Genomic DNA, 26,217 nt, shown 5'->3' on the forward strand with positions numbered 1-26,217 from the left:
AGTCTGTCGCCCATTCACGCGAAACAGCCCGACAGCGTCGCGCAGGCACAACGCATGCGCCGGCCTGACGGCGGCCGTCGGCTTCCCGCACTGGCGCCGGGCCACTGTTCGGGTAAAATACCGCCCTTTTCGAGACACGTCGCCGTGCAAGGCACGCTGGCGCGGCCGGCAGCCGGGGCCGCGACGGGACGGCCCCAGGCTTCAGCCCCTCGCCAAACTCGCTTGAGATGTCGGAAAGACATCGGCGGAACCCCGGCAGGAGCGAAGCGAAAAAGCAGGCGCACCCAGGCGGAACCATACGCGGCGCGACAATTTTGACCGCCTAGAATAGCGACGGCCGGCCCGCAGCCGGCGGTCGTCAAGATCGGCGCGCCATGACGGTAATAGATTTCGAAGCAGGATCAAAAGCAGTTCCAACCCGATTCAAAACCAGAGTCGAAAAGCGCGCTGCAAGGCCGGCAACGGCCATGCAGTCATGATTGCACGGCGGTGCGCTGCGCGCCGCAGGAAAAACAGCGAGCCCCAAGCTCGCGGCAAACGCGGCGCAGCGCTGGCCGCGTCTTTTGCGGTGCGTCACAAACGCATCGTCAAGGATCCTCTATGTTCCTTCAAGGCTACGGCCCGCTGCTTCTCAACGGCACCTGGCAAACCGTCAAACTGGCGGTGTTGTCGCTGGTGTTCGCTTTCGTGCTGGGCCTGCTCGGCGCGGCGGCGAAACTGTCGAAGAATCGTCTCTCATACGGCGTCGGCACCGTCTACACGACGCTCGTGCGCGGCGTGCCCGACCTGGTGCTGATGCTGCTGCTGTTCTACAGCATCCAGATCTGGCTGAATAACCTGACTGACCTGCTCGGCTGGGAGCAGATCGACATCGACCCCTTCGTGGCCGGCGTCGCGGTGCTGGGTTTCATTTATGGCGCTTACTTCACCGAGACCTTCCGCGGCGCGTTCCTCGCCGTGCCGCGTGGCCAGCTCGAAGCGGGCGCGGCCTACGGCATGACCGGCTGGCAAGTGTTCACACGGGTCATGTTCCCGCAGATGATGCGCTTCGCGCTGCCCGGCATCGGCAATAACTGGCAGGTGATGGTGAAAGCCACGGCGCTGGTGTCGATCATCGGTCTCGCCGATGTCGTCAAGGCTTCGCAGGACGCGGGCAAGGGCACGTTGCGGTTCTTCTTCTTCACCCTGTTCGCAGGGGCGATCTATCTCGTCATCACCACAATCTCCAACTTCGTGCTGATGTACCTCGAAAAGCGTTACTCGACCGGCGTGCGAAAGGCGGATCTATGATCGAGATCATTCAGGAATACTGGCGCAACTATCTTTATACCGATGGCTACCGCCTCACCGGCGTCGTGATTACGCTGTGGCTGCTGGTGGTGTCGATCGGGCTCGGCTTCTGCCTGTCTATTCCGCTCGCGGTGGCTCGCGTGTCGAAGAAGAAATGGCTCGCCCGTCTGGTGTGGCTGTATACGTATGTGTTCCGCGGCACGCCGCTCTACGTGCAACTGCTGCTCTGCTACACCGGCTTGTACAGCCTCGAGATCATCCGTAATCACGAGCTGACCAACGCGTTCTTCCGCGACGGCATGCATTGCACGCTGCTCGCATTCACGCTCAATACCTGCGCATACACCACCGAAATTTTCGCCGGCGCGATCAAGGCCACGCCGTATGGTGAGATTGAGGCGGCGCGCGCCTATGGCATGTCGTCGTTCACGCTGTACCGCCGGGTGATTCTGCCGTCGGCACTGCGCCGCGCGTTGCCGTACTACAGTAACGAAGTGATCCTGATGCTGCACGCCACCACCGTTGCGTTCACCGCAACCGTGCCGGACATCCTCAAGATCGCCCGCGACGTGAACTCCGCCACCTATCAGTCGTTCAATGCGTTCGGCATCGCCGCCCTGCTCTATTTGTTGATTTCGTTTGCGCTCGTGTGGCTGTTCCGCCGCGCCGAGCGTCGCTGGCTCGCTTACCTGCGGCCGCAAGGCAAGTAACCAGGGGCACCGCCTCAAGCCCCAAGCAAGCAAGTAAGCCCGCCAAGGATCCCGATGAACACCAAGAAGCAAAAGCTCTTCGTCGATGAGCTTCATAAACAGTACGGCGACAATGAAGTCCTCAAGGGCGTGACGCTGAAGGCCAACGCCGGCGACGTGATCAGCGTGATCGGCTCGTCCGGTTCGGGCAAGAGCACGATGCTTCGCTGCATCAACTTTCTCGAGCAGCCGAACTCGGGCCGCATCTTCGTCGACGGCGAAGAAGTCCGCACGCAACTTGCCAAAAACAAAGCCCTGCGCGTATCCGATCCGAAGCAGTTGCAGCGCGTGCGCACCAAGCTGTCGATGGTGTTCCAGCACTTCAACCTGTGGTCGCACATGAACGTGCTCGAGAACATCGTCGAGGCGCCGGTCAATGTGCTGGGTCTGAAGCGCAAGGAAGCCGAAGAACGCGCGCGGGAGTATCTGGAGAAGGTGGGTCTCGCGCCGCGGCTGGAAAAGCAGTACCCGTCGCATCTGTCGGGCGGCCAGCAGCAACGCGTGGCGATCGCGCGCGCGCTGGCCATGCATCCGGACGTGATGCTGTTCGACGAACCAACCTCGGCGCTCGATCCCGAGCTGGTCGGCGAAGTGCTGAAGGTGATGCAGACACTCGCCGAAGAAGGCCGCACGATGATCGTCGTCACTCATGAAATGGCGTTCGCGCGCAACGTGTCGAATCACGTGATGTTCCTGCATCAAGGCCGCGTCGAAGAAGAAGGCCATCCGGACGAAGTCTTCAGGAACACGAAGAGCGAACGGCTCAAGCAGTTCCTCTCCGGCAGCCTCAAATAGGACTGCCGTACAGCCCAGTATTTGGGCTGTAGTCAAAGTAAAATTACAAGGCGCTTACGAGCGCCTTTTTTACTTCGCTCACCTGCACATTCCGGCCGTTCCGGCCTCGAAAATGGGCCCCAGCCCGCTCTGGGCCGCCCTCGTTCCGCCTTACTCTGCCGCATTTGAAGCGTCAATAGTGGCAATCCTTAAGGTTGTCCGTCCCAATCCGTGATTCCCTTACCAGTTAAGGGTTTCCTGCCTTCTTGGCAACGTCACAACGCTTCCTCGCGCACATTCGTATTGCAATTTGGAGACACCCGCCAAGGGCGGTACTAATTTCTTCTCCCACTCCAGGGTATTTTTGATAAATTAGTAACCAAAGTAGCAAAACAAAGTTCATTAAAAGTAGTTTCACTTCAAAGCAACAGAGGAGAACCGGTCGGCGAGGGATCGGCATGACGCGAAGAAGTGGCCCACCGAGGCTATCCGTCACGGCAGGAGACCCAATCCACCCGCTAATCTCCCTGGTACCGATTTCTGTTCGGCGCGCTTGTGTCCGAACACCATTCGCAGTACTGGGTTTTACTTTTCGACAGGGTATGGAGGAGAAGATGAAGAAAGCATTGCTCGCCGCTGCGCTGATGACAGCCGGTGTAGTTGCTCACGCCCAAAGCAGCGTGACGCTGTACGGCCGCCTTGACGCTGGCCTGGAATACATGTCGGGCGTTCCGCAAGGCGTCGGTGCGAATGGTCAGGCAACTAGCAGCGCGAACCGTTTCAAGGCAGAAAGCGGCGACTGGGGTACCAGCCTTTGGGGTTTGAAGGGCGTTGAGGACATTGGCGGCGGTAACAAGGTCCTGTTCCAGTTGGAAGGCTCCTTCAACACCATGACGGGCGCGGGTCCTGGCGGTGGCGGCCTCTTCAATCGCTGGGCAACGGTAGGCTTGGCGAATGACCAGTACGGTACGTTCACGATGGGCCGCATGCTCTTCATCTCGAACGGCGTATGGGACTTCGACCCGTTCGGTCAATCGAACTGGTCGTCGGCGTCGCTGGTGCGTGGCCGCAACTGGCCGCAATCGAGCAACAACTTCGCATACCAGTCGCCGAAGATCGCAGGCTTTGACTTCTACGGCCAATACGCCCTGTCGAACGCAACGAGCTGGAACGGCAACGGCACGACCCCGCAAGGTCGCGAAGCTGGCGCACAGGTCACCTACACGAACTCGCTGTTCCAGATTCGCGGTCTGTACGACGAAATTCGCAACCCGACAAATGGCTCGCTGTGGGGTGGCAATGTCGGCGCGAACAGCAACGCAGCCAACACGGCCAACGGCGTATTCGCAGCATCGCGTGAATACACGGCCATGTTCAATGTGTTCCTCGGCCAGTTCAAGATTCAGGGCGCCTACCAGGCTGTCCGTTCGGCAGGTGCTACCGGTGTTCTGCCGGGCCAGCCGACCACGCTCGATCACGAATGGGGCGGTGTGACGTGGCAAGCAACGCCGGCTGCGGCACTGATTGCGGCGGTGTACCACGTGAACGGCAACAACGGTGCAGGCAATGCGACGATCTACACGGTCGGCGGCTCGTACAACCTGTCCAAGCGCACGCTGCTGGACCTGCAGGCTGCAACGGTGCGTAACAGCAGTACGGCTAACTTCGGTCTGAATGCTAACAACGCTGGTTTCGCCACTGCAACGGATAACCCGCTGCAAGGCCACCAGCAGTCCGGCGTGTACGCAGGTATTCAACACTCGTTCTAAGCGAACGGTGTTCCCCGAAGGGGCTTCCTTCTGGGCGCCCCCCAAGGGGACTTCCTGCGGGGCGTAGTTGTCACGAGTTCTTCAAGAGAATCTTTTTCACGCTGCTGCGAGAGGCGCGTATCGGTGCGATGTCCGAAAGGGTATCGCACCGTTTTTTATTGGCGCACACGGTTTTGCCACTGCCCCGGCGCACCTGATCGGTGCGCGCGTTGCGCGATGCCAAATACCGGCGCTTTAGTTTCTGTGTTTTATCGTGCGGGTTGAACCCGCTCACGAACCGCTCAAACCGCGGCTTCGTTTTCCTCGCCCGTGCGAATCCGGATCACACGCTCGACGTCCGCGACGAAAATCTTGCCATCGCCGATCTTGCCGGTGCGCGCCGCGCCGATGATCGCGTCGATCACCTGATCGCACTGGTTGTCCGCGATCACCACCTCGATCTTCACTTTCGGGAGAAAGTCGACCACATACTCTGCACCACGATAGAGCTCGGTGTGGCCTTTTTGCCGGCCGAAGCCTTTGACTTCGGTCACGGTTAGACCCGTGAGGCCGACTTCAGCGAGCGCCTCGCGCACTTCGTCGAGTTTGAACGGTTTGATGACTGCAGTGATGCGCTTCATGGCGGACCTCGTCTCGTGATTGGAAGTTCGAAAGGTGAATGGATGATTTTTATTCTACGCCGCACCGGATGCATTGCGGCGATCCGGCGCGCGCTTCAGGTTTGCTTCACGCGAGTCCCCAAGGGCTGTTCGCTTCTTACTGAACCGACTCGGTGTAGCGCGACGTAATCGGATAACGCCAGTCGCGACCGAACGCGCGATGCGTGACGCGAATGCCGATCGGCGCCTGACGGCGTTTGTACTCGTTGATCTTGATGAGGCGCGTGACGCGTTTGACGTCGTCGACCGCATAGCCCGCCGCGATGATTTCCGCGAGCGAGCGGTCCTCTTCCATGTACATGCGCATGATGGCGTCGAGCACTTCGTACGGCGGCAAGCTGTCCTGATCGGTCTGGTTCTCGCGCAATTCCGCCGAAGGCGCGCGCGTCAGAATCCGCTCGGGGATCACGTCCTGCTTGCCGAAGGTGGTGGCCTGGTTGCGGTAATGGCACAGCTTGTAGACCAGCGTCTTGGCGATATCCTTGATCACCGCGAAGCCGCCGGCCATATCGCCGTACAACGTGCAATAACCCACCGCCATCTCGCTCTTGTTGCCGGTAGTCAGCACGATCGAGCCGAACTTGTTCGACAGCGCCATCAGCAAGGTGCCGCGGATGCGCGCCTGAATGTTTTCTTCGGTGGCGTCTTCGGCGCGGCCCGCGAATTCATCGGCGAGCGAGCTGCGGAACGCGTCGAACATCGGCGCGATCGCGATTTCGTCGTAGCGTACGCCGACGCGGCGGGCCATTTCGGCGGCGTCGGTGGTCGAGATGTCCGCGGTGTAGCGCGACGGCATCATCACCGCGCGCACGCGCTCCGCGCCCAGTGCATCGACCGCGACGGCCAGCACCAGCGCGGAATCCACGCCGCCCGACAGCCCGATCAGCGCACCCGGGAAGCCGTTCTTGTTGATGTAGTCGCGCACGCCCATCACGAGTGCGGCGTACACCTGCGCCTCCAGGGAGAGTTCCGGCGCGATCGCACCGGGCAACGGTTTGCCGGGCAACGGTTTGCCGGGCAACGGTTTGCCGCTATCGAACTCGACGATCGCATGGCCCTCCTCGAACTGCGCCATCTTCGCGACGAGCTGACCTTCACCGTCGAGCACGAACGAGCCGCCGTCGAACACCAGTTCGTCCTGCGCGCCGACCATGTTCACGTACACCATCGGCAAACCGGTTTCGCGAATCCGAGCGCGCAGAATGTCGAAGCGCACCGCTTCCTTGTTCAGGTGATACGGCGAGCCATTTGGAATCAGCAGCACTTGCGCGCCTGCCGCCTTCGCCATTTGCGCAGCCGACGCATGCCACGCGTCCTCGCAAATCACCACGCCGTATTTGACACCGTCCAGTTCGAACACGAACGGCTTCGGGTCGGAAGCGAAGTAACGCTTCTCGTCGAATACTTCGGTATTGGGCAGATCCTGCTTGCGATAGGTGCCGACTACTTCCCCGTCAACGATCAGCGAGGCCGCGTTGAAGGTATCGATTGGCGGGACGCCGCGCTCGATCGGCGCGTTTGCATTACCATGGCCGTGCGCCGCGATCTGCGCCAGCGCGTGTGTCGACGCATCGGCCACCGCATCTGCCGCATCACGCAGCGGATGGCCAACGATCACATGCAAGCCGGCGAACGGCTTGAGCTGCGTGGCGAGGTCGCTCAGCGCTGCCGCACTCGCGGTGTAAAACGCGGGACGCAGCAGCAGATCCTCGGGCGGATAGCCGGAGAGCGCGAGTTCAGGCGCGATCAGCAGCTTCGCACCATCGTTGTGCGCGGCGCGCGCGGCAGCGACAATTTTCGCGACGTTGCCGGCGAAGTCGCCGACGGTGACATTGATTTGAGCAAGAGCGATTCGGGTCTTCATGGCAGGATCGACAGGCAAGCCGGATGGCTTGCGAGTACCGCGGCTGGTTAGCTCGACGGCAACGGACAAATCGGATAAACGAACGACGCATCGCTAAACGCCTGGCGTCGCTCATTGGGAACAGTCACACAGATTGAACCAGGAACGCTTTGATTATCGCACGGGCATTCTGGCGTCGCCCTCGGAGGTGGACGCCGCCGAATGGAATGCCCTCCTCGCGCAGCAGTCGCAACCCACGCCGTTTCTGCGGCACGAGTTTCTGAGCGCGCTGCACGCGACCCGGTGCGCGGTCGCCGATACCGGCTGGGCGCCGCAATTCGTCACGCTCACCGACCCACGCACGGACAAGCTCGCCGCGGCCGCGCCCGTGTATCTGAAGGGGCACTCGTACGGCGAATACGTCTTCGATTGGGCGTGGGCCGATGCGTACAAACGCAACGGTCTGCCGTATTACCCGAAGCTGCTGTGCGCGGTGCCGTTCACACCGGTACAAGGCAACCGGCTGTTGTCGGCGGATACGCATGCGCTCAGACATCTGGCGGCAACGCTGATGGCGTTCGCCGAGCAAGCCGACGTGTCGTCGCTGCACGTGCTGTTTCCGACCGAAACGGAAGGCGCTGCGCTGACCGACATGGGCATGATGCAGCGCGAAGGCGTGCAGTTTCACTGGCTGAACGACGGCTATCGCGACTTCGACGATTTCCTCTCCACGCTCGAACAGAAGAAGCGCAAGAACATCCGCGCCGAGCGCCGCAAGGTGCAGGAAGCCGGCGTGACGATGCGGCGGATTCGCGGCGAAGATATCCAGGACGCCGACTGGCGATTCTTCAGCAAATGTTATCGGCAAACTTACCGCGAACACTTTTCGAGCCCGTATCTGAACCTCGATTTCTTCCGCATGATCGGCGCCTCGATGCCGGAGAATCTGCTGCTGGTGATCGCCGAATACGAAGGCAAGCCGATTGCCAGCTCACTCGTGGTCTATCAGCGCGATGCGAAAACCGGCGGGACGCTGTACGGCCGCTATTGGGGCGCTTTGGAACATGTACCCTGCCTGCACTTCGAAACCGCGTACTACCAGCCGCTCGAATTCTGCATCGAAGAAAAGCTCGGCGCGTTCGAAGGCGGCGCCCAGGGCGAGCACAAGATGGCGCGCGGTTTTCTGCCGACTGTGACGCGCTCGGCGCATTGGCTCGCGCATCCGGCCTTCGCCGATGCGGTCGGCCACTTCCTCGACAACGAAAAGAACAGCATCCACGCGTATGTGGACGAGCTGCGCGAACACAATCCGTTCAAAGGCTAGAAGCGTACCCATGGCGTGGTTTCTGTATCTGCTCGAATGCTCGGACGGCAGCGTCTATACCGGCATTGCCACCGATGTGCAGGCGCGCTTCGACAAACACCTGAGCGGCCTGGGCGCGCGTTATACGCGTTCGCGCAAGCCGGTGCAGGTGCTGGTGTCGTTCGAGTTGGCGGACAGGTCCAGCGCTTCGCGTGCCGAGTATTGGGTGAAACGCTTGTCGCCGTCTGAGAAGTGGGCGCTGGCTGGGGGGCTGCGTACGCTTGAGTCGGTGATGCCTTTGCCGGAGCCGGAGCCCGAGTCCGCGCCCGAGCCGGTCGACGAAACGCAGGAAGAAAGCGGGGCGTCCTGACGGCGTTTTGCGGTGTTTGGGGTATCCGCTTCCGCTAGCCCCGCGCCTCTCGCATCCGCTCGGTCAGCAGCCGATGCATCAGCGCGATTTCCCCCACCGCATCTGCCTCCAGCGAGGTCAGCCTGTCTCGCGCAGGCAGATCGCGCCGTATCGGCCGCAAGTTCCGATCGAGAGCTGCCTCGATGTCGGTGCTCGCGGCGGCAACCCACGTGCCGAGTTCGTCGTGCAGATCGCGCCGGTTCGTGCTCAGACGCAGTTGCGTCGCCGTTCCGGCCATTTTTCGCAGCACGCTCAGCACCGTCAGCGTCACCGTGTCGACCATCGAGTCCTCGAGCTTTTCGAGTCGAATGCGCCCGATTGCCTCCTCGGCATTATTGCTGCCCAAACCAGCAGCTCGGCGCAAGCGCTCCATGTCCTTTTCGCTTCGACGCGGGGATTCTAGTGCCGCTCTCAGATACGCGAGATTGGCTCGCACCGCCTCGCCCAGATAGGCGCGATAGTCGACTTTTTCGCGCGTCGGCCACAGATAGAACGTCGCCAGCAGCGCCAGTACGCAGCCGAGTACGTTGTTGCCGAGCCGCGTGAGCGCGTACGCAAACTGGTTGGCGCCCGGCGTCGCGAAGTCAGCCACGAGCACGAAGGTCGGTGTCAGGAACAGAACGAACAGGCTGTAGCTGACCGGACGCAGCGCCATCGTGGCCACCACCAGCGGAAAGACCGCCAATGAAATGCCGAGGGGCGAATGAATCGCATAGCCGATCGCGGCCGCCAGCACGCCCCCGACGATGCTCCCAGCCGCGCGTTCGATGCTCCGTGGCCAGGTCGCGGCGATCGACGGTTGCAGGATCAGCAGCGTCGCCATGGTTGCCCAGTAGCCGAACGGAAGTCCGAGCGCCCGTATCACCAGAAAGCCCGCCGTCGTCGTGACGCCCACGCGAGCGGCGTGGCGCAACCCGACCGACTGGATCGAGAGGTTTGCCTTGAAGGTCGACCATGTCCGCGTCAACAGTCCGGCTGCGCTGTCCGACCATTCCAACCGTTGGGCATAGGCCGGCGTGAAATCGACCAGTTCGAAGCCGGCCTTGAGCGTCACGGGTTCCATCAACGCGGATTCGAGTCGCCGCGCGAGGCTTCGCAAGCGAAGCTGCAGGTCGGCGAGACGGTTCCATTGCGTTTCGTTCGCGGCCGCGCCGATTCTCCGCAACGTCTCACCCATTGCGGTCAGCAGCCGTGCCGTGCGTTTTACGCGACGGGCGTCTTGCGGGGCTTTTTCACACGCGCCGGTGACCGCGATCAGATACGCAAAGAGCGCTTCGCTTTCGCTCAGCAGCGCGAGGAGATTGTCGTAGGTTTCGCGGCCGGCCGTTCGCGAGCCCGGCACGTTCGCCAGCACCTTGCGCGAGCGCTCCAGCGAAGCACGCGCATCGGCGCGAAATTTCGCGGCATGCGTGGCCCACTGCCCGGGGGCTGCGCGCTGCTCGAGCAGGCGGGCGCTGTCGAAGGCGATGTCGGCCAGACGCACATACACGGCACGCAGCGCAGCGCGGCTCGTGCCGAACGGATGAATGCGCCAGACGGTCAGGCTCAGCACCACGGCAAACAGGCATCCGGCCAGGTAGATGCCGAGGAACGCCATGCCACCGCGCAGGTCGTGCATGGGCCGGTCGACCATCACGACGCAGGCGGTCGCGGCGAGTATCGTCACCTGCGAGGTCGCAGCGCCCCAGATCCTGCCGAATGCGCCGAGCGTGGTGAATACAAGAATGGCGAGCGCCGCGAACACCGCCCCCTCGCCTGACGCGAAGGCGGTCACGCCACCGCACACGGTCGACAGAAGGGCGAAGCCCATCATCGAGGCGAAGCGCGCACGATTCGAACCGGCGGCATCTGCGAGACAGGTCCAGAAAGCGCCGATCGCGGCCCACGCGAAGATCGGATCATGCAGCAGATTGCCAAGCACCAGCATGGCGGTCGACGCACAAGCGGCTCTCAACCCTTCCGACAGATTGGCCTCGCTCGTCGAAAACGACACCATCCATACCGGCCGGCCGCGGTAGATCGCGGTGACGAGCGCATACAAGCTCGCGACCAGGCGGCTCGACCAACGCGGCGGCGATGAGGTGGACTTGCGATTCAGCATCCGGCGGTGGCTCCAAAAAACGCGCGTTGGCGCTGCGTCAGTACAGTAATACGCCGACGACAGGAAACCTGCTGCGGCCGCCGCATGATAAGGGTAAACGCTGATATATAAAAATGCCTTCGGTTCATCCCGTCGATGCGCTGTGGCTATGCGCTGGGCGGCCAGCCAGATGGGCGCGCGGCCGGCCCTCTGTATCAGGCGCGGCGTGGGAACGCTGAAAACACCGCCCATGAAAAAGCCGCGCGGCCCTTGCAGGCTCGCGCGGCTTTTTCATCAACCGGGGTAACGCAGCTTACTTCTTGTAGTTCGCCACGCCTTCGGTAATTTCCTTGTGCGCGGCTTCGATGCCCGCCCAACCGTCGACCTTCACCCACTTGCCCTTCTCCAGCGCCTTGTATTGCTCGAAGAAGTGCTTGATCTGGTCTTTCAGGTAGGCCGGGACGTCGTCGATCGACTTGAGGTCGGCGGTCATCGGGCAGACCTTGTCGTGCGCGACGGCGACGAGCTTCGCGTCCACGCCCGATTCGTCGGTCATTTGCAGCATGCCGAGCGCGCGCGCGCGAATCACGGAGCCGGCCAGCAGCGGGAACGGCGTGATGACCAGCACGTCGACCGGGTCGCCGTCGCCCGACAGCGTTTGCGGAATGTAGCCGTAATTCGCCGGATAGCGCATGCCCGTGCTGATGAAACGGTCGACGTGGAGCAGGCCCGTTTCCTTGTCGGCTTCGTACTTCACCGGATCGCTTTGCGCCGGGATTTCGATGATGACGTTGAAATCTTGCGGAAGATCTTTGCCTGCGGGGACGTGATTGAAGCTCATGAGCGCTCTCTGATCAGATGGAATTCGAAAAACACGGCGTGCGGCACGGGCTCGAGCGGCGCGAATCGTAAAACTCGCTACGACGAGGCGCTGCGGCCAGACAGTGCGGAATGCGCCATTATAGCCAATCGGCCGATGGCACCTCTGGTTGGATCGGCGCGATAATCGACTGGCGTCCCTCGATTGTGCCTCTCGTTTGTGAACACCGCGTAGCTGAAGCCCGGCATGAATCCCGGTCTGGAGATCGGCTGCGTGACACCCCAAGGAGCATGCATGGAAGAAGCCCGGCATTTCATCGGCGGCGAATGGTCCGCTGCCTCAGGCGGCGAGACGATCGCCGTACTCGATCCCTCGGACGGCCAGCCGTTCACCCAGCTGGCCCGCGGCACCGCGGCGGATATCGACACCGCGGTCCACGCCGCCCGCCGCGCATTTGAAGGCGCATGGGGTGCGGCCAGCGCCGCCGAACGCGGGCGCGTGCTGTACCGCCTGTCGATGCTGGTCGCCGCCCGTCAGGAGGAACTCGCGCAACTCGAAGCCCGCGACACCGGCAAACCGCTCAAGCAGGCACGCGCCGATTCGGCAGCTCTCGCCCGCTATTTCGAGTTCTATGCCGGCGCCGCAGACAAACTGCACGGCGAGACGCTGCCTTATCAGGCCGGCTACACAGTGTTGACGATCCGCGAGCCGCACGGCGTGACCGGCCATATCGTGCCGTGGAACTACCCGATGCAGATCTTCGGCCGCAGCGTCGGCGCGGCGCTCGCCACCGGCAATGCGTGCGTCGTCAAGCCGGCGGAAGATGCGTGCCTCTCCGTATTGCGGGTCGCCGAACTGGCGGCCGAGGCGGGTTTGCCGGCGGGCGCGCTGAATATCGTCACCGGTTTCGGGCATGAAGCGGGCGCGGCCCTCGCGCGCCATCCCGGCATCGATCACATTTCGTTCACCGGCTCGCCCGAAACCGGCAAGCTCGTGACGCAGATGGCCGCTGAAAACCATGTGCCGGTCACGCTCGAACTGGGCGGCAAATCGCCGCAAATCGTATTCGCCGACGCCGATCTCGACGCGGCCTTGCCGGTGCTGGTGTCGGCGATCGTGCAGAACGCCGGGCAAACCTGCTCGGCGGGCAGCCGCGTGCTGATCGACCGGGCCATTTACGAGCCGCTGCTCGACCGGCTGAGCGGCGCGTTCCACGCGCTGCGGGTCGGACCGTCGCATGCCGATCTCGACTGCGGCCCGCTGATCAGCGCAAAGCAGCAACAGCGTGTGTGGGACTTCCTCTCCGACGCGCAACACGACGGCATCCCGCTGGCGGCGCACGGCGAAGTAATCCCTGAAGCGCCGGAAAGCGGCTTCTATCAGGCGCCGACGCTATTGCGCGACGTGCCGGCAAGCCACCGCCTCGCGCGCGACGAAGTGTTCGGCCCGGTCCTCGCCGCCATGCCGTTCAGCGACGAAGACGAGGCGCTCGCGCTCGCCAACGGCACGCAGTACGGCCTGGTCGCCGGCATCTGGACGCGCGACGGCGCCCGGCAGATGCGGCTTGCGCGGCGCCTGCGCTCCGGCCAGGTGTTCATCAACAACTATGGCGCGGGCGGCGGCGTGGAATTGCCGTTCGGCGGCGTGAAGCATTCAGGCCATGGGCGCGAAAAGGGTTTCGAAGCGCTGTATGGCTTCACGGTATTGAAAACCATCGCGATTCGTCACGGCTAGTCGGGCGCTCGCGTTTCGCAGCAAGCAGGAGCGCAACGAAAGCGAGCGGTAGAAAACGGCAACAAGCGGCAACAAGCGCATCACCATCCACAACAAACAGCGGAGACATTTATGCGGTTGACAGGTAAAACGGCCATCGTCACGGGTGGCGGCTCGGGTTTCGGCGAAGGCATCGCGAAGACCTACGCGCGCGAAGGCGCGAACGTGGTGGTCAACGATCTGAACGGGGCGGCGGCCGAACGGGTGGCGAGCGAAATCGCCCTCGCCGGCGGCAAGGCGATCGCGGTGGCTGGCAACGTCGCGCAACGCGAGGACTGGCAGACGCTGCGCGAAGCCGCGCTCGAAGACTTCGGCAGCGTGCAGATCGTCGTCAACAATGCCGGCACCACGCATCGCAACAAACCGGTGCTCGACGTGACGGAGGCGGAATTCGACCGCGTCTACGCGGTGAACGTCAAAAGCATCTATTGGAGCGTGCAGGCGTTCGTCCCGTATTTCCGCGAGCAAGGCGGCGGCACTTTCATCAATATCGCCTCGACGGCCGGCGTGCGGCCGCGGCCGGGCCTCGTCTGGTACAACGGCAGCAAGGGCGCGGTGATCATCGCGAGCAAGTCGCTCGCCGTCGAACTGGGTCCTGACCGGATTCGCGTGAATTGCGTGAACCCGGTAATCGGCGAGACGGCGCTGCTGTCGGAATTCATGGGCGTGGAAGATACGCCGGAAAATCGTCAGCGCTTCCTTGCGGGTATTCCGCTCGGCCGCTTCTCGACGCCGCAAGACATCGCCAACGCGGCGCTGTATCTCGCCTCGGACGAGGCGGAGTTCATCACCGGCGTGTGTCTTGAAGTGGACGGTGGGCGCTGCGTGTAAACGCCATGCCGACCAAGCCGCCCAGCACGGCTAGAATCGCTCGACGGCGGTACTTCATTTCCACAAGAAAAGAGGAGACACCATGGCTAGTCCTGCAAATCCGCTTCACCATCCCGGCGCGGGTGCGCCCCCCTCCACTTTCGAAGAGGCGACCTACCGCAAGGTCACCTGGCGGCTCGCGCCGCTCCTGATGCTCTGCTACGTGGTCGCGTATCTGGATCGCGTCAACGTCGGCTTCGCCAAGCTGCAAATGACCACCGATCTCGGCTTGAGCGACGCTGTTTACGGCTTCGGCGCGGGGATTTTCTTTGTCGGCTATTTCATCTTCGAAATTCCGAGCAACGTGATCCTGCACAAAGTGGGCGCCCGTGTGTGGATTGCACGGATCATGGTGTCGTGGGGCGTGATCTCGATGCTGACCATGTTTGTCACCACGCCGACCATGTTCTACGTGATGCGCTTCCTGCTCGGTCTCGCCGAAGCGGGCTTCTTCCCCGGCATCATTCTCTATCTCACCTACTGGTATCCGTCGCACCGCCGCGGCCGCATGACCACCTGGTTCATGACGGCCATCGCATTGTCCGGCGTGATCGGCGGCCCGGTCTCGGGCTATATCCTGAAGAGCTTCAACGGCATGAACGGCTGGCATGGCTGGCAGTGGCTGTTTCTGCTCGAAGGGATTCCGTCGGTGATCGTCGGTGTGATGGTGTTCCTGATGCTGGACGACCGTATCGCCAAGGCGAAGTGGCTCACCGACGAAGAAAAGCAGTTGCTCGAACGCCAGGTATCCGCTGAAGAAGCCACCAAGCACGACATGCCGATCCGCCAGGTGCTGACGAGCGGCCGCGTGCTGATGCTGAGCCTCACGTACTTCTCGTTCGTGATGGGCCTGTACGGCGTGAGTTTCTGGCTGCCGACCATCATCAAGGCGACCGGCGTCACCGACTCGTTCATGATCGGCCTGTTGTCGGCGGTTCCGTTCGCCGCCGCGGTGGTCGCGATGGTATTGGTATCGCGCAGCGCGGATCGTAAGCGCGAACGGCGCTGGCATATCGCGTTGCCGGCCTTTGCGGGGGCGATCGGCCTCGTGCTCTCTGTGGTGTGGGCGCACAACACCGTGCTGGCGATGGCCTCGCTCACCCTCGCGACCATGGGCATCCTCACCACGCTGCCGCTGTTCTGGAGCTTGCCGACGGCAATCCTCGCCGGCACGGGCGCGGCGGCCGGCATCGCGATGATCAATTCGATCGGCAATCTCGCGGGCTTTCTCAGTCCGTATGCGGTCGGCTGGCTCAAGCAGGCGACTGCCGCGAACGACTCCGGCATGTATATGCTGGCGGCGTTCATGATCCTCGGTGGACTGCTGGCGATCAGCGTGCCCGCGAAGATGGTCAACAAGTAGCTTTAAGTAGCTGTAGCGTGGCTGACCGATGAACTCGTCGATGCGCTCGCGCAGGAGCCGCCGTCAAACGTCCTGAGTGACGCGTCACAGTTCATCTTTTGGCGAGTTCACACCGCATGCGCAGCGGTTCGTGGCGCACGCCACAAGCCGCGCGTTCCAAAGAAAAGCCCCCGGCATCTTCCGACGCCGGGGGCTTTTTTCATTTCACGTTCTGATTCCCGGCACCGCCGCGGCGTTTTCTGAACCGCACGCCGCAGCAGTCGAAGCATCAAACGATATTCATCGCCAACGCGCTCTCACGATAATGCTGGCTCGCCTTATCCGCATCGCCGAGCTGTTCATGCAAACGCGCCAACGCGCGATGCGAACGAATCTTCAGCGTCTCGTTGTCCGCCAGTTTCAGCGCGCGTTCGAGGAACGATTGCGCCTTGCCCCACAACTGCTGATGCAGACACAAGCGGCCCAATGCGAACAGCAAGTCCGCGTCTTCCGGACGATCCTTCTGCCACGCTTCGGCCTTCTGGATCAGCGGCAGCGCGTCGCCCCCGGTTGTGTCCGGATAACGGCGTAGCAGACGCGCGTCCCAGTTCTGCGCCAGCGCTTCTTCCACGATCTTGCGTGCTTCCTGCGGACGATTCAACGCCACCAGCAATTCAGCAGCGAGATCGGCGAGACGCGGCGAATGACGCTCAGTGGCCGACAGCGAGTTCCACAACTCCAACAGCGCATCGGCGTTGTGACGCCTGTCACGCAGCAGATTTTCCGCGGCGAGCTGACGCAGTCGCACCGCCACCGCCGGATGAATCGCCTCGCGCTTTTCCAGCGTCTTGACGAGCTTGAGCACTTCGCCCCAGTTCTTCAATTGCTGTTGCGCGCGCAACATGATCTGCTGCGCGTGAATGCGCCGTGCGCCCTGCGACTGCATTTCGGTGAGCGCGGTGAGTGCGCCGTCCGCGTCGCGGCCATCGGCGCGCATGTCGGCGGTGGCCATGAGCCGCGCGTCCTGCCAGTCGGCCTCGTCGATCTGGGCGAGCCATTCGTCGCGCCGCGCATATTCATGCATGCGGTGCGCCGCGGTAGCCGCGATCAAACCGGCCGCGCCCTTGTTGGCGCCGTTCGTGAGCGAGTCTTTCGCGGCTTTTTCAGCGCGCGAAAAACGCCCCGCGTACAGATTGCCGATCGCGTCACGCAAGGCGGCGTGCGCCTTCGCGACCCGTGAGCGAGCGCGATAGGCCGCCACGCGCTGCGGCATGCGCCAGATATTGCGCACGATGCGCAGCAGTGCATACAGCAGGATGAACAGCACCACCAGCCCGACCACGAACAGATTCAGCGAGATGTCGACGCGGTACGGCGGATAGATCAGCAGTACCTGCCCCATGTCGAAGCGTCCGACCACCGCCAGCACCACCGCGATAGCGAACAGCAACGCGAGCCATAGAAGTCCCCGGATTGCCATGATTAACCTCGGCTCCGGTATTGATTGACGGCCTGCAGGCTGGTGTTCAGATTCGGCAGTTCAACCGCGGCCGAGCCCGCATCCACCTGCTTGACCAGATCGATCACGGTCTGCGTCTTCTTCGACGTGCTGTCGAAGTAGCGTGTGAGCGCAGCCTGCGCCGCCTGCAGGTCGGACTTCAGCGTGGTCTGGTTGCGCGAGAGCAGCGCAAGCCGCGCCGACAGCAAACGCAGCTTCAGATTCTCACGCACGAAATAGCCTTGATCGGGCGTGATCAGCATGGCGTCGGCATTGTCGATGCGGCGCACCTGCACGAGGCTCGTCAACTGCTGGCCGATGCCAGTGGTGACTTCGCGCCACCAGACTTTCCAGCGCGGCTCGCCGGTGGCCGTGGCCACCTTCGCCGTGTCGGCCCAGGTGGCCGCCTTCGGCGTGGCGTGGGCGATCGGTGCCTCGCCGGAGAGCGGCAAGTTGTCGACCTGGTCGATCGCGTTGTCGAGCTTGATCGCCATACCCGTCAGATCCGTGGAGGGCGCGGCCTTCAGTTTGTCGATGTCTTGCGCGATCGCCTTGCGCACGGCCACCGCCTGCGGGCTATCCGACGCGGCGAGCCGCGTGTCCGCGCTTTGCAGCGCGAACAGCGCAAGTTGCGTATTGCCGGTGAGCTGCAATTGCTGGCTCGCGGCCGACAGCATCTGGCCGACTTCAGCCATCGTCCAGTCGTCGCGATTGCGCGCGAGATCGGCGTATTGCTGTTGCAGCGCTTGCTGCGCGCTTTGCGCGTCGGCGAGCTTGCCTTCGAGTTGCGCGACCTGCGAGTCCGATTGATGCACCGTGGCCAGCGCCTGATCGGTCTTGACGCGCAGATCGTTGGTCTGCGCGTCGTTGGCTTGCTGGCGTTGCACGAGCTGCTGCTCGGTGCGCTCCACCTTGCGATTGAGCGCATAGCCGCCCACCCCCGCCGCGCACGCGATGATCACGACGACAAACCACAGCAGCGGTCCGCTCGCGCTGCGGCGCTTTTGCTGCGCTTCGTAGGGCGTGAAGGGTTGATTCGGCGGCAACGCAGAGGTCGCGGCCGGCTGGGGTGAAGCGTTCGTGGATGCGTTCGTTTCAGTCATGCGTGATTTAGCCGGTGAATGAGCCGGATTGGACGGTACCGGTTGAACTACGGTCGGGACGGCGGCTAGCAAGGCGCGGACAATGCGATCATCGCCCGCGCCGGACACCGTAATGCTATCAAAACCCAATGCCCGCGCGGTCTGCGCGATACGGGGATGCGGCGTGACCAGGGCGGCGCGCTTCAGTTGAGCGATTTCGTCGGCGGTCAGATGGTCTTGCGCGAGTTCGTGCAGATTGCGCACGCCTTCCGAACTGGTCAGCAACCAGGCATGCGGCTCACCTGCGAGCAACGTGTGCACGCGCGCCCAGCCGCCGATCGACGGTTCCGGCACGAGGCGCCGATAGGCCGCAACCGTTTCGACTTCGGCGCCCGCTTCGCGCAAGCGATCGGCCAGCCATTCGCGGCCGCCGTCGCCGCGCACGATCAGCACGCGCTTGCCTTCCAGCGTGCTCGCGCCGAGCGCGCTATCGAGCGCCGCGAACAGGCCTTCGGAATCGAAGCGCCCGGTGTCGTCGTCGGGTACGGACGGCGGGCTGATGACGTTGTATGCCGGCGCCGTGACGCCATGGCGCACCAGCGCCTGCACACTGCCCGGCCCGACTACGCCGATCGGCAGCGCGTGCGGCCAGATCGCGTTGCTGCGGGCAAACGCGTGATCGACCGCATTGGGCGAGACGAACACCACCAGCGCATAGCGCTCCAGAGCAGCCAGCGCCGCACGCAACGGCGCGTCGTCAGCGACAGGCGCGATGTCGATTAACGGAAAGTCGAGCACGGCGACACCTGCCGCCGCGAGTTGCGCAATCAATTCGTTCGACTGACCGGCCGGTCGCGTAATCACGACCGTGAACGCCGCCTTGCCGACGGATGAGGATGCGTTGCCCGGGATATCGGCCGCCATCACTCGCGAGGCGCCGCGCTGTCCGGCCCGCCGTCGGCCGCCTTGGCCCCGGCCTCTGCCGCGGGACCGCTGGCCGTGCTCAACGCGCGGACGATGTCCATCGCGCCTTGCTGTTCGAGCGCGCTCGCCACTTCCTGGCCAAGCGCGACCGCACGTTCGACGGTGGGCGCCGGCGCGGACGCCTGCGCGCTGAGGATACGCTGCCCATCGGGCGTGGCGACGATGCCGCGCAGATGCAGTGCGCCGTCGTGCCAATGCGCATATGCCGCGAGCGGCACTTCGCAACTGCCGCCGAGGGCGCGCGAGACCATCCGCTCGGCTTCAACGGCCGCCGCCGTATGCTCGTGATGCAGCGGCGCAAGCCATGCCGCGAGCTCCGCCCGGTCGGCGCGAATCTCGATGCCGAGCGCGCCCTGACCGGCTGCGGGCAAGCTGTCTTCGGGATCGAGCAGCGCGCGGATGCGCTCGCCGAGACCCAACCGCTTCAAGCCGGCTGCCGCCAGAATGATCGCCGCGTAGTCGCCGCGATCGAGTTTCGCCAGACGTGTGTCCAGATTGCCGCGCAACGGCCGCACCACGAGATGCGGGTAACGCATGCGCAGCATGGCCTCGCGGCGCAGGCTGGAGGTGCCGACCACGGCGCCGGCCGGCAACGCGGCAAGCGAGTCGTAGTCGTTGGACACCATTGCGTCGCGTGGATCCTCACGCTCCATGATGGTGGACAACGCAAAGCCCGCCGGCAATTCCATCGGCACGTCTTTGAGCGAGTGCACGGCCAGGTCGGCGCGGCCATCGGCCAGCGCGGCTTCCAGCTCTTTGACGAAGAGGCCCTTACCGCCCACCTTCGACAAAGTGCGATCGAGAATTTGATCGCCGCGTGTCGTCATTCCGAGGATTTTTACGTCACAAGATGGATATAATTTGTGCAGCGCACATTGCACATGCTCCGCCTGCCACATGGCAAGGCGGCTTTCTCGCGACGCAATCACAAGCGTGTGAGGTGGCGCAGAAAACGTCTCGGTGTTCATTGGCTTGCTGATCGAATGATGGGATGTAATAACAATCAATGTTAGCACGCGACCCTGTGTCTCAAGGCACAGCGCCGCGCCGTGCTGACGCGGTATCGATGGAGGAGACGAGCCTCGCGCGCGGCGCGCGCGCATGCCGCATTCCAGCCGGTTCACGCACGGTCGTTCGCGCACCGGGGCACGGCATGCGGGATGATGCAATGCGGTGCAACGTGCTTCGTGTGCCCATGGCGCATGCAATGCACGCCGTGCGCCTCAAGCGCTTTGTGCGCTGTGTGCAAATGCGCGCGCGGCCATCCTCTCCGGCGTGGTGCCATCGGCGCGTACCGCTTTGTGCTGGTTCCTTGCAGTTCACGTTGCAACTCATAGTGCAGTTCCGCAGTAGCAGTTCATCACTCAACAGACCCTGGCTTCCCTGAGGAAACCCATCGTGACGTCTTCCGGATCGGCGCGCCCTGCCCGCCGCAACACTGCATCGCCCAACGCTCAAGCGGCCGACGCCGCCGCGGCGCCCGCCGCTTCTGCGTCCGCCGCAACGGCTGCCCAGTCCACACCGGCCAAACGTGCCGGCAAAGGGGCCAAGGCAAGCCAGGCCGCACACGTCGCCAAAGCCGCGAAGTCCGCCAAAACCTCCGCGGCCACCAAAACGGAAAAGACGATGAAGACAGTGAAGGCCGTCAAGACATCCAAGGCAGCGCAAGCCGCGAACGCCGCTCAAGCGGTGAAGCCGGCCAAAGCCAAATCCCCGAAGATCAAGGTCGTCGCGAACAAAACGGCCGCGCCGCAAACCGCGAACGCGCCCAGGCTGCAAACCGTTTCGCCGGATACGGTCGTGCCGGCGTCGAAAAGCAGCGGCCGCACCCGTGAGGACAAGGACCACCCGCTGTTCCAGGACATCCGTTATCTGGGACGCCTGCTCGGCGACGTGTTGCGCGAACAGGAAGGCGACGCGGTGTTCGACGTCGTGGAGACGATCCGCCAGACCGCTGTGCGCTTTCGCCGCGAGGACGACAGCGCCGCCGCGCAAACGCTCGAGAAGAAACTGCGCTCGCTGAGCCCCGAGCAAACGGTCAGCGTGGTGCGCGCGTTCAGCTACTTCTCGCACCTTGCGAATATCGCTGAAGACCGCCACCGCAATCGCCGTCACCGGATTCACGCGCTGGCCGGGTCGACCTCGCAACCGGGCACCATGGCGCATGCACTCGAACGGCTGGTCGAGGCGGGCGCCGCCGCGACGCCGGTCCTGCAGCAGTTCTTCAACGACGCGCTGATCGTGCCGGTCCTGACCGCCCACCCAACCGAAGTGCAGCGCAAGAGCATTCTCGACGCACAACACGACGTCGCGCGCCTGCTGGCCGAACGCGATCAGCAATTGACCAACCGCGAACGCGCGCATAACGAAGCGATGCTGCGCGCAAGTGTCACGTCGCTGTGGCAAACCCGGATGCTGCGGGACTCGCGGCTGACGGTGGGCGATGAAATCGAAAACGCGCTGTCGTATTACCGCGCGACCTTCCTCGAAGAAATTCCGGCGCTTTACGCCGACATCGAGGAAGCGCTCGCCGAGCACGGCCTCGCCGCGCGCCTGCCGCCGTTCTTCCAGATGGGCAGCTGGATCGGCGGTGACCGCGACGGCAATCCGAACGTCACGGCCGAAACGCTCGAACACGCGATCACCCGCCAGGCCGCGGTGATCTTCGAACACTATATGGAGCAGGTGCACAAGCTGGGCGCCGAGTTGTCGGTGTCGAACCTGCTGGCCGGCGCAAGCGACGCGTTGAAAGAGCTCGCGGCCGCTTCGCCCGACCAGTCGCCGCACCGTACGGACGAGCCATACCGGCGCGCCTTGATCGGCATGTACACGCGGCTCGCGGCAAGTGCGCGCGTGCGTCTCGGCGAAGGCAGCGTGCCAGTGCGCAGCGCGGGCCGCGGCGCGGCGCCGATCCGCGCCAAGCCGTACGGCGACGCCGACGAATTCGTGCGCGACCTGCACGTGCTGATCGATTCGCTCGCCGAGCATCATGGCGCGCCGCTCGCGGCACCGCGCCTGTCGCCGCTCGCGCGCGCCGCCGAAGTGTTCGGCTTCCATCTGGCGAGTATCGACTTGCGCCAAAGCTCGGACATCCATGAAGCGGTGATCGCCGAGTTGCTGAACCGCGCGGGCGTCGAAGCGGACTACGCGTCGCTCTCCGAAGAAGACAAGCTCAAGGTGCTGCTCGCCGAACTTTCGCAGCCGCGCGCGTTGCGTCTGCCGTACGCCGAGTACTCCGATCTCGTGAAGAGCGAACTCGGCGTGCTCGAAGAGGCCCGCGTCACGCGCGAGAAGTTCGGCGCGCGCGCGGTGCGCAACTACATCATTTCGCACACGGAGACCGTCAGCGATCTGGTCGAAGTGATGTTGCTGCAGAAGGAAACCGGTTTGCTTCACGGCCGTCTCGGCGATGCCAACGATCCGGCGCGAGCGGGCCTGATGGTGATTCCGCTGTTCGAGACGATCCCCGACTTGCGCAACGCGCCGCACATCATGCGCGATCTGATCGCGCTGCCGGGTGTCGATGCGCTGATCGAACATCAGGGCAACGAGCAGGAAGTGATGCTCGGCTATTCGGACAGCAACAAGGACGGCGGCTTCCTGACCTCGAACTGGGAGCTGTATCGCGCCGAGCTTGCGCTGGTGTCGCTCTTCAATCAGCGCGGCGTGACCCTGCGCCTGTTCCATGGACGCGGAGGCACGGTTGGCCGTGGCGGTGGCCCGACTTATCAGGCCATTCTGTCGCAGCCGCCGGGCACCGTCGACGGCCAGATCCGCTTGACCGAGCAAGGCGAAGTGATTGCCAGCAAGTTCGGCAATCCGGAGATCGGCCGGCGCAATCTGGAAACCGTGGTGGCCGCCACCCTGGAAGCCTCGTTGCTGCCGCATGGCAATGCGCCCGAGCAGCTGCCCGTCTTCGAAGAGACGATGCAGCAATTGTCCGACGCGGCGATGGCGTCGTATCGCGCGCTGGTCTACGAAACGCCCGGCTTCAAGGAGTATTTTTTCGAGTCGACACCGATCTCGGAGATCGCCGAGTTGAACATCGGCAGCCGTCCGGCTTCGCGCAAACTGCAGGACCCGAAGCAACGCAAGATCGAAGATCTGCGCGCGATTCCGTGGGGCTTCTCGTGGGGTCAATGCCGTTTGCTGCTGACCGGCTGGTACGGTTTCGGCAGCGCGGTGGCCGCGCATCTGGATAGCGCGCCGAGCGATGCCGAGCGCACTCGCCGTCTTGCACTGCTCAAGAAGATGCACAAGACCTGGCCGTTCTTCTCGAACCTGCTTTCCAACATGGACATGGTGCTGGCGAAGACCGACCTCGCGGTCGCCTCGCGCTACGCACAGCTCGTGTCGGACAAGAAGCTGCGCAAGCACGTGTTCGAGCGGATCGTCGCGGAATGGGAGCGCACGTCGAAGGTGTTGTCGGAGATCACCGGCAAGAGCGAACGGCTCGCGGAAAATCCGCTGCTCGCGCGTTCGATCAAGAACCGCTTCCCGTACCTCGACCCGTTGAATCACTTGCAGGTGGAGTTGCTCAAGCGTCACCGTGCGGGCGATACCAATGCGCGCGTGCGGCGCGGGATTCATTTGAGCATCAACGGGATTGCGGCGGGTTTGCGCAATACGGGTTAATTAACCGCGGGTTAAACAGCGGCCGAACTGGCCGCTATACCGACGAAGCCGAGCGCGGATTATTTCGCCGTGCCCGGCTTCGGCATTTGGGGCGTGGGAATGTTGAATTTGAGCGGCGGCTCGCGCCATGCCTGAACCCGCTTGTCGCGCTCCGCGTTTTCGAACTGGATGCGCGAGTCAAGATCACGCCGCGCTTGCCGTGACATGTTCACATTGGAGCCCGGCGTGGTGATGGTAAACGGCGCGCCGGCTGAGTTGTTTGAATCAGGAACCGGATCGGACGACAGCGAGCGCGACAAGGTGTTGTTGTACGGATAGCCGTTATAGTCTTTGTAGAGAGAGTCGCTATTGACCCCACTGCCCTGCGCCGACGTGATACCGGGCAGCGCAATTGCGACCGCCCCAAAAAAGATCAGCCGCTGCATCTTCGCACCTCCGGATTGCTTAGCAATCCGCAGCGTATCACGCCCAGGCGCCGTATCTTTTCCGGGATGACCACATGGGTCGTTCTGCCACATCGGGCGCCCAATGCATCGGCGCCCACACGTTTCCGCACAGGTTTACCGCGCCTCCACCATCAGCGCGTCGAGCTGGAACGAGCCGTCTTCCTGCACGTCGAAATACTGGCGCACCTCATCCGGCGCGTTGCTCCACAGCGAGCGGATCGCCACCACGCGCGGCTCCGGCGTGCGCATACGCGCCACCCACGCGCTGAACTCGATGTCGATGCGCCAACGCTCGCGAATCGACGCCTTGAAACCCGCCGCTTCGAATAAGGCAATCCATTCGTCGGCGCGGTAGTCGCGAATATGCGAGCCGTCGCGCAATACTTCGACTGCCTGAATATGCGTGTCGAGCAATGGATGATCCGCGCCGGCGATGTCGATGAACAGCACTTTGCCGCCCGGCTTCAACACCCGGCGTACTTCGGCGAGCGCCAGCGGCACATCGTGCCAATGGTGCGCGCTCATCCGGCTGATGATCCAGTCGAACGAATGATCGTCGAACGGCAGCGTTTCGGCGGCACCCTGCTGCGTGCGGATGTTGGTCAGGCCGCGATCCTTCGCCGCGCCGTCGACCGTTGCCAGCATTTGCGGCGCGATGTCGTAGGCGACCACTTCTTTTGCGTGCGGCGCCACCGCGAAACTCGCGTGGCCCGCGCCGCAGCCCATATCGAGCACCTTCGCGCCCGGCGTCGCGGCGATCGATTCGGCCAGCGTCTGCAGATCGGCGCCGGTGGCGTGCGTCTGACTCGTCAAATACGCGGCGGCGGTCGAGCCGAAAGCGTCGGCGACCTGATCGTGATGCTTCATGGGGAGCTCCGGTTTGTCTCTGTAGGGTTGGGCCCGGACTGGGCGGGACGGGCACTGCGCCGTTCCAGCCGTTACAATAGAGGCCGCCGTGTACCAGTACAAGTTAAGCAATTATTCTGGTATCGATAGCACTACCCCGACACCTTCCCAACCGCTGCCCGACCAGAATGACCACGCCGTCTCCCGCCGACAATCCGCCGCCGCTCGACGCCACGCCCGCCCGCGCACTGGGCGATTTCATCCGTGCGCATCGCGAACGGCTCTCGCCGCAAGCGCTCGGCCTGCCGCCCGGCCCGCGCCGCCGGACACCCGGCTTGCGGCGCGAGGAAGTCGCGCAGTTGTGCGGCGTGAGCCCGACCTGGTACACGTGGATCGAACAAGGCCGGCCGGTCTCCGCCTCCGCGGACGCGCTGGCGCGGATCGCCGTCGCGCTGCAGCTGTCGCGCGCCGAGCGGGCGTATCTGTTCGAACTGGCCGCGCAGCGCGACCCGGCCGAGCCCGATCCAGCCGCCGCCGACGCGCCCGCCACGCTGCTTGAAACCGTGCAGCTCGTGGACGCACCGGCTTACGTGCTCGACCGGCAGTGGAATGCGCTGGCGTGGAACGCGCGCGCCGCCGACCTGTTCGTCGGCTGGCTGGACGGCACGCACGACCGCAATCTGCTGCGCTACACCTTCACCGAGCCGGCCGCGCGCGAGTTGATTTTTGACTGGGAAGCGCGCGCCCGGCGCCTTGCCGCAGAATTTCGCGCTGACTCGATCCGCCATCTGAACGACGCGCCAACACGCGCCTTGATCGACTCACTGACCGCCGCCAGCGACGAATTCGCGCGCTTCTGGGCGTCGCAGGACGTCGGCGGGCGTGAAGGCGGCCGGCGCGAATTCAACCATCCGCGCGACGGCCGGGTCGTCTACGACCAGATCACCTTCAAGCCCGCGCATCGCGAGGATTTGAAGCTGGTGGTGCTGGTGCGGGAGTAGCTGCTTGCGTGGCGGCGGCCTGTCGCGTCGTCCACACCGAACCG

The 26,217-nt window shown here is 63.5% G+C and carries 21 protein-coding genes; 11 read left to right on the top strand and 10 right to left on the bottom strand.

Features of this window, described 5'->3' with window-relative positions; genetic code table 11:
• The first annotated feature begins 600 nt into the window (after positions 1 to 600).
• The 4 genes from PQR53_RS11450 to PQR53_RS11465 all read left to right on the top strand — a co-directional run bounded on the left by PQR53_RS11450 (position 601) and on the right by PQR53_RS11465 (position 4,582).
• Positions 601 to 1,290: an ABC transporter permease gene (locus PQR53_RS11450; protein WP_408453253.1), complete on the top strand. Its 690-nt coding sequence runs from the start codon at positions 601 to 603 to the stop codon at positions 1,288 to 1,290.
• Positions 1,287 to 2,000, top strand: a complete 714-nt coding sequence (locus tag PQR53_RS11455) for an ABC transporter permease (RefSeq protein ID WP_408453255.1) — start codon at positions 1,287 to 1,289, stop codon at positions 1,998 to 2,000. Before PQR53_RS11450 ends, PQR53_RS11455 begins: the two co-directional genes overlap by 4 nt.
• A 54-nt stretch (positions 2,001 to 2,054) precedes the next feature.
• Entirely contained in the window at positions 2,055 to 2,834 is a 780-nt protein-coding gene (locus PQR53_RS11460) for an ABC transporter ATP-binding protein (protein ID WP_408453257.1), read from the top strand.
• Between the two features lie 593 nt (positions 2,835 to 3,427).
• On the top strand, positions 3,428 to 4,582 hold the full coding sequence (locus PQR53_RS11465) for a porin (protein ID WP_408419359.1): 1,155 nt from the start codon (positions 3,428 to 3,430) through the stop codon (positions 4,580 to 4,582).
• A 70-nt stretch (positions 4,583 to 4,652) separates the two neighbouring features.
• Here PQR53_RS11465 and PQR53_RS11470 read toward each other — a convergent pair whose 3' ends face one another.
• The 3 genes from PQR53_RS11470 to PQR53_RS11480 all read right to left on the bottom strand — a co-directional run bounded on the left by PQR53_RS11470 (position 4,653) and on the right by PQR53_RS11480 (position 7,105).
• Positions 4,653 to 4,856, bottom strand: coding sequence for a hypothetical protein (locus PQR53_RS11470; protein WP_408453260.1), 204 nt, complete (start codon positions 4,854 to 4,856; stop codon positions 4,653 to 4,655).
• 7 nt (positions 4,857 to 4,863) lie between these two features.
• Entirely contained in the window at positions 4,864 to 5,202 is a 339-nt protein-coding gene (glnK, locus tag PQR53_RS11475; RefSeq protein ID WP_149671490.1) for a P-II family nitrogen regulator, read from the bottom strand.
• Between the two features lie 136 nt (positions 5,203 to 5,338).
• On the bottom strand, positions 5,339 to 7,105 hold the full coding sequence (locus PQR53_RS11480; RefSeq protein WP_408453262.1) for an NAD+ synthase: 1,767 nt from the start codon (positions 7,103 to 7,105) through the stop codon (positions 5,339 to 5,341).
• A gap of 133 nt (positions 7,106 to 7,238) precedes the next feature.
• Here PQR53_RS11480 and PQR53_RS11485 point away from each other — a divergent pair, with 133 nt between their 5' ends.
• Together PQR53_RS11485 and PQR53_RS11490 are read left to right on the top strand one after the other, a co-directional pair.
• Positions 7,239 to 8,408, top strand: coding sequence for a GNAT family N-acetyltransferase (locus tag PQR53_RS11485; protein WP_408453264.1), 1,170 nt, complete (start codon positions 7,239 to 7,241; stop codon positions 8,406 to 8,408).
• Positions 8,409 to 8,418: 10 nt separating this feature from the next.
• The gene (locus tag PQR53_RS11490) at positions 8,419 to 8,757 is read left to right on the top strand and encodes a GIY-YIG nuclease family protein (RefSeq protein WP_408453266.1); all 339 of its coding nucleotides are present in this window, start codon (positions 8,419 to 8,421) and stop codon (positions 8,755 to 8,757) included.
• A gap of 34 nt (positions 8,758 to 8,791) precedes the next feature.
• Here PQR53_RS11490 and PQR53_RS11495 read toward each other — a convergent pair whose 3' ends face one another.
• Both PQR53_RS11495 and ppa read right to left on the bottom strand, forming a co-directional pair.
• Entirely contained in the window at positions 8,792 to 10,897 is a 2,106-nt protein-coding gene (locus tag PQR53_RS11495; protein WP_408453269.1) for an FUSC family protein, read from the bottom strand.
• 292 nt (positions 10,898 to 11,189) lie between these two features.
• Positions 11,190 to 11,717 carry an inorganic diphosphatase gene (gene ppa, locus PQR53_RS11500; protein ID WP_408453271.1) on the bottom strand — a complete coding sequence of 176 codons (528 nt, stop codon included), beginning with the start codon at positions 11,715 to 11,717 and terminating at the stop codon, positions 11,190 to 11,192.
• A gap of 273 nt (positions 11,718 to 11,990) precedes the next feature.
• Between ppa and PQR53_RS11505 the strand changes: the two genes are divergently transcribed.
• The 3 genes from PQR53_RS11505 to PQR53_RS11515 all read left to right on the top strand — a co-directional run bounded on the left by PQR53_RS11505 (position 11,991) and on the right by PQR53_RS11515 (position 15,702).
• A complete protein-coding gene (locus tag PQR53_RS11505) occupies positions 11,991 to 13,430 on the top strand; it encodes an aldehyde dehydrogenase family protein (RefSeq protein ID WP_408453273.1) in 1,440 nt (479 codons plus the stop codon).
• Positions 13,431 to 13,541: 111 nt separating this feature from the next.
• The gene (locus PQR53_RS11510; RefSeq protein ID WP_408453276.1) at positions 13,542 to 14,300 is read left to right on the top strand and encodes an SDR family oxidoreductase; all 759 of its coding nucleotides are present in this window, start codon (positions 13,542 to 13,544) and stop codon (positions 14,298 to 14,300) included.
• Positions 14,301 to 14,382: 82 nt separating this feature from the next.
• Positions 14,383 to 15,702, top strand: a complete 1,320-nt coding sequence (locus PQR53_RS11515; protein ID WP_408453278.1) for an MFS transporter — start codon at positions 14,383 to 14,385, stop codon at positions 15,700 to 15,702.
• Between the two features lie 268 nt (positions 15,703 to 15,970).
• On the opposite strand, the gene PQR53_RS11520 is transcribed toward PQR53_RS11515, so the two are convergent.
• The 3 genes from PQR53_RS11520 to hemC are packed head-to-tail and all read right to left on the bottom strand — an operon-like array spanning position 15,971 to position 20,213.
• Positions 15,971 to 17,161 carry a heme biosynthesis protein HemY gene (locus PQR53_RS11520; RefSeq protein WP_408453281.1) on the bottom strand — a complete coding sequence of 397 codons (1,191 nt, stop codon included), beginning with the start codon at positions 17,159 to 17,161 and terminating at the stop codon, positions 15,971 to 15,973.
• A 2-nt stretch (positions 17,162 to 17,163) separates the two neighbouring features.
• Positions 17,164 to 19,185 carry a fused uroporphyrinogen-III synthase HemD/membrane protein HemX gene (gene hemDX, locus PQR53_RS11525; protein WP_408453283.1) on the bottom strand — a complete coding sequence of 674 codons (2,022 nt, stop codon included), beginning with the start codon at positions 19,183 to 19,185 and terminating at the stop codon, positions 17,164 to 17,166.
• Entirely contained in the window at positions 19,185 to 20,213 is a 1,029-nt protein-coding gene (gene hemC / locus PQR53_RS11530) for a hydroxymethylbilane synthase (protein ID WP_408453286.1), read from the bottom strand. Before hemC ends, hemDX begins: the two co-directional genes overlap by 1 nt.
• A gap of 430 nt (positions 20,214 to 20,643) precedes the next feature.
• Here hemC and ppc point away from each other — a divergent pair, with 430 nt between their 5' ends.
• A complete protein-coding gene (gene ppc / locus PQR53_RS11535; RefSeq protein ID WP_408453289.1) occupies positions 20,644 to 23,880 on the top strand; it encodes a phosphoenolpyruvate carboxylase in 3,237 nt (1,078 codons plus the stop codon).
• Between the two features lie 59 nt (positions 23,881 to 23,939).
• Here the strand turns inward: ppc and PQR53_RS11540 are convergent, their stop codons facing one another.
• Together PQR53_RS11540 and PQR53_RS11545 are read right to left on the bottom strand one after the other, a co-directional pair.
• The gene (locus PQR53_RS11540; protein WP_408453292.1) at positions 23,940 to 24,398 is read right to left on the bottom strand and encodes a hypothetical protein; all 459 of its coding nucleotides are present in this window, start codon (positions 24,396 to 24,398) and stop codon (positions 23,940 to 23,942) included.
• Positions 24,399 to 24,440: 42 nt separating this feature from the next.
• Positions 24,441 to 25,193, bottom strand: coding sequence for a class I SAM-dependent methyltransferase (locus PQR53_RS11545; protein WP_408453295.1), 753 nt, complete (start codon positions 25,191 to 25,193; stop codon positions 24,441 to 24,443).
• 167 nt (positions 25,194 to 25,360) lie between these two features.
• Between PQR53_RS11545 and PQR53_RS11550 the strand changes: the two genes are divergently transcribed.
• The gene (locus tag PQR53_RS11550; protein ID WP_408453298.1) at positions 25,361 to 26,173 is read left to right on the top strand and encodes a helix-turn-helix transcriptional regulator; all 813 of its coding nucleotides are present in this window, start codon (positions 25,361 to 25,363) and stop codon (positions 26,171 to 26,173) included.
• Positions 26,174 to 26,217 lie beyond the last annotated feature (44 nt).

This window comes from Paraburkholderia fungorum, assembly GCF_046027605.1.
Classification (GTDB): Bacteria; Pseudomonadota; Gammaproteobacteria; order Burkholderiales; family Burkholderiaceae; genus Paraburkholderia; species Paraburkholderia fungorum_F.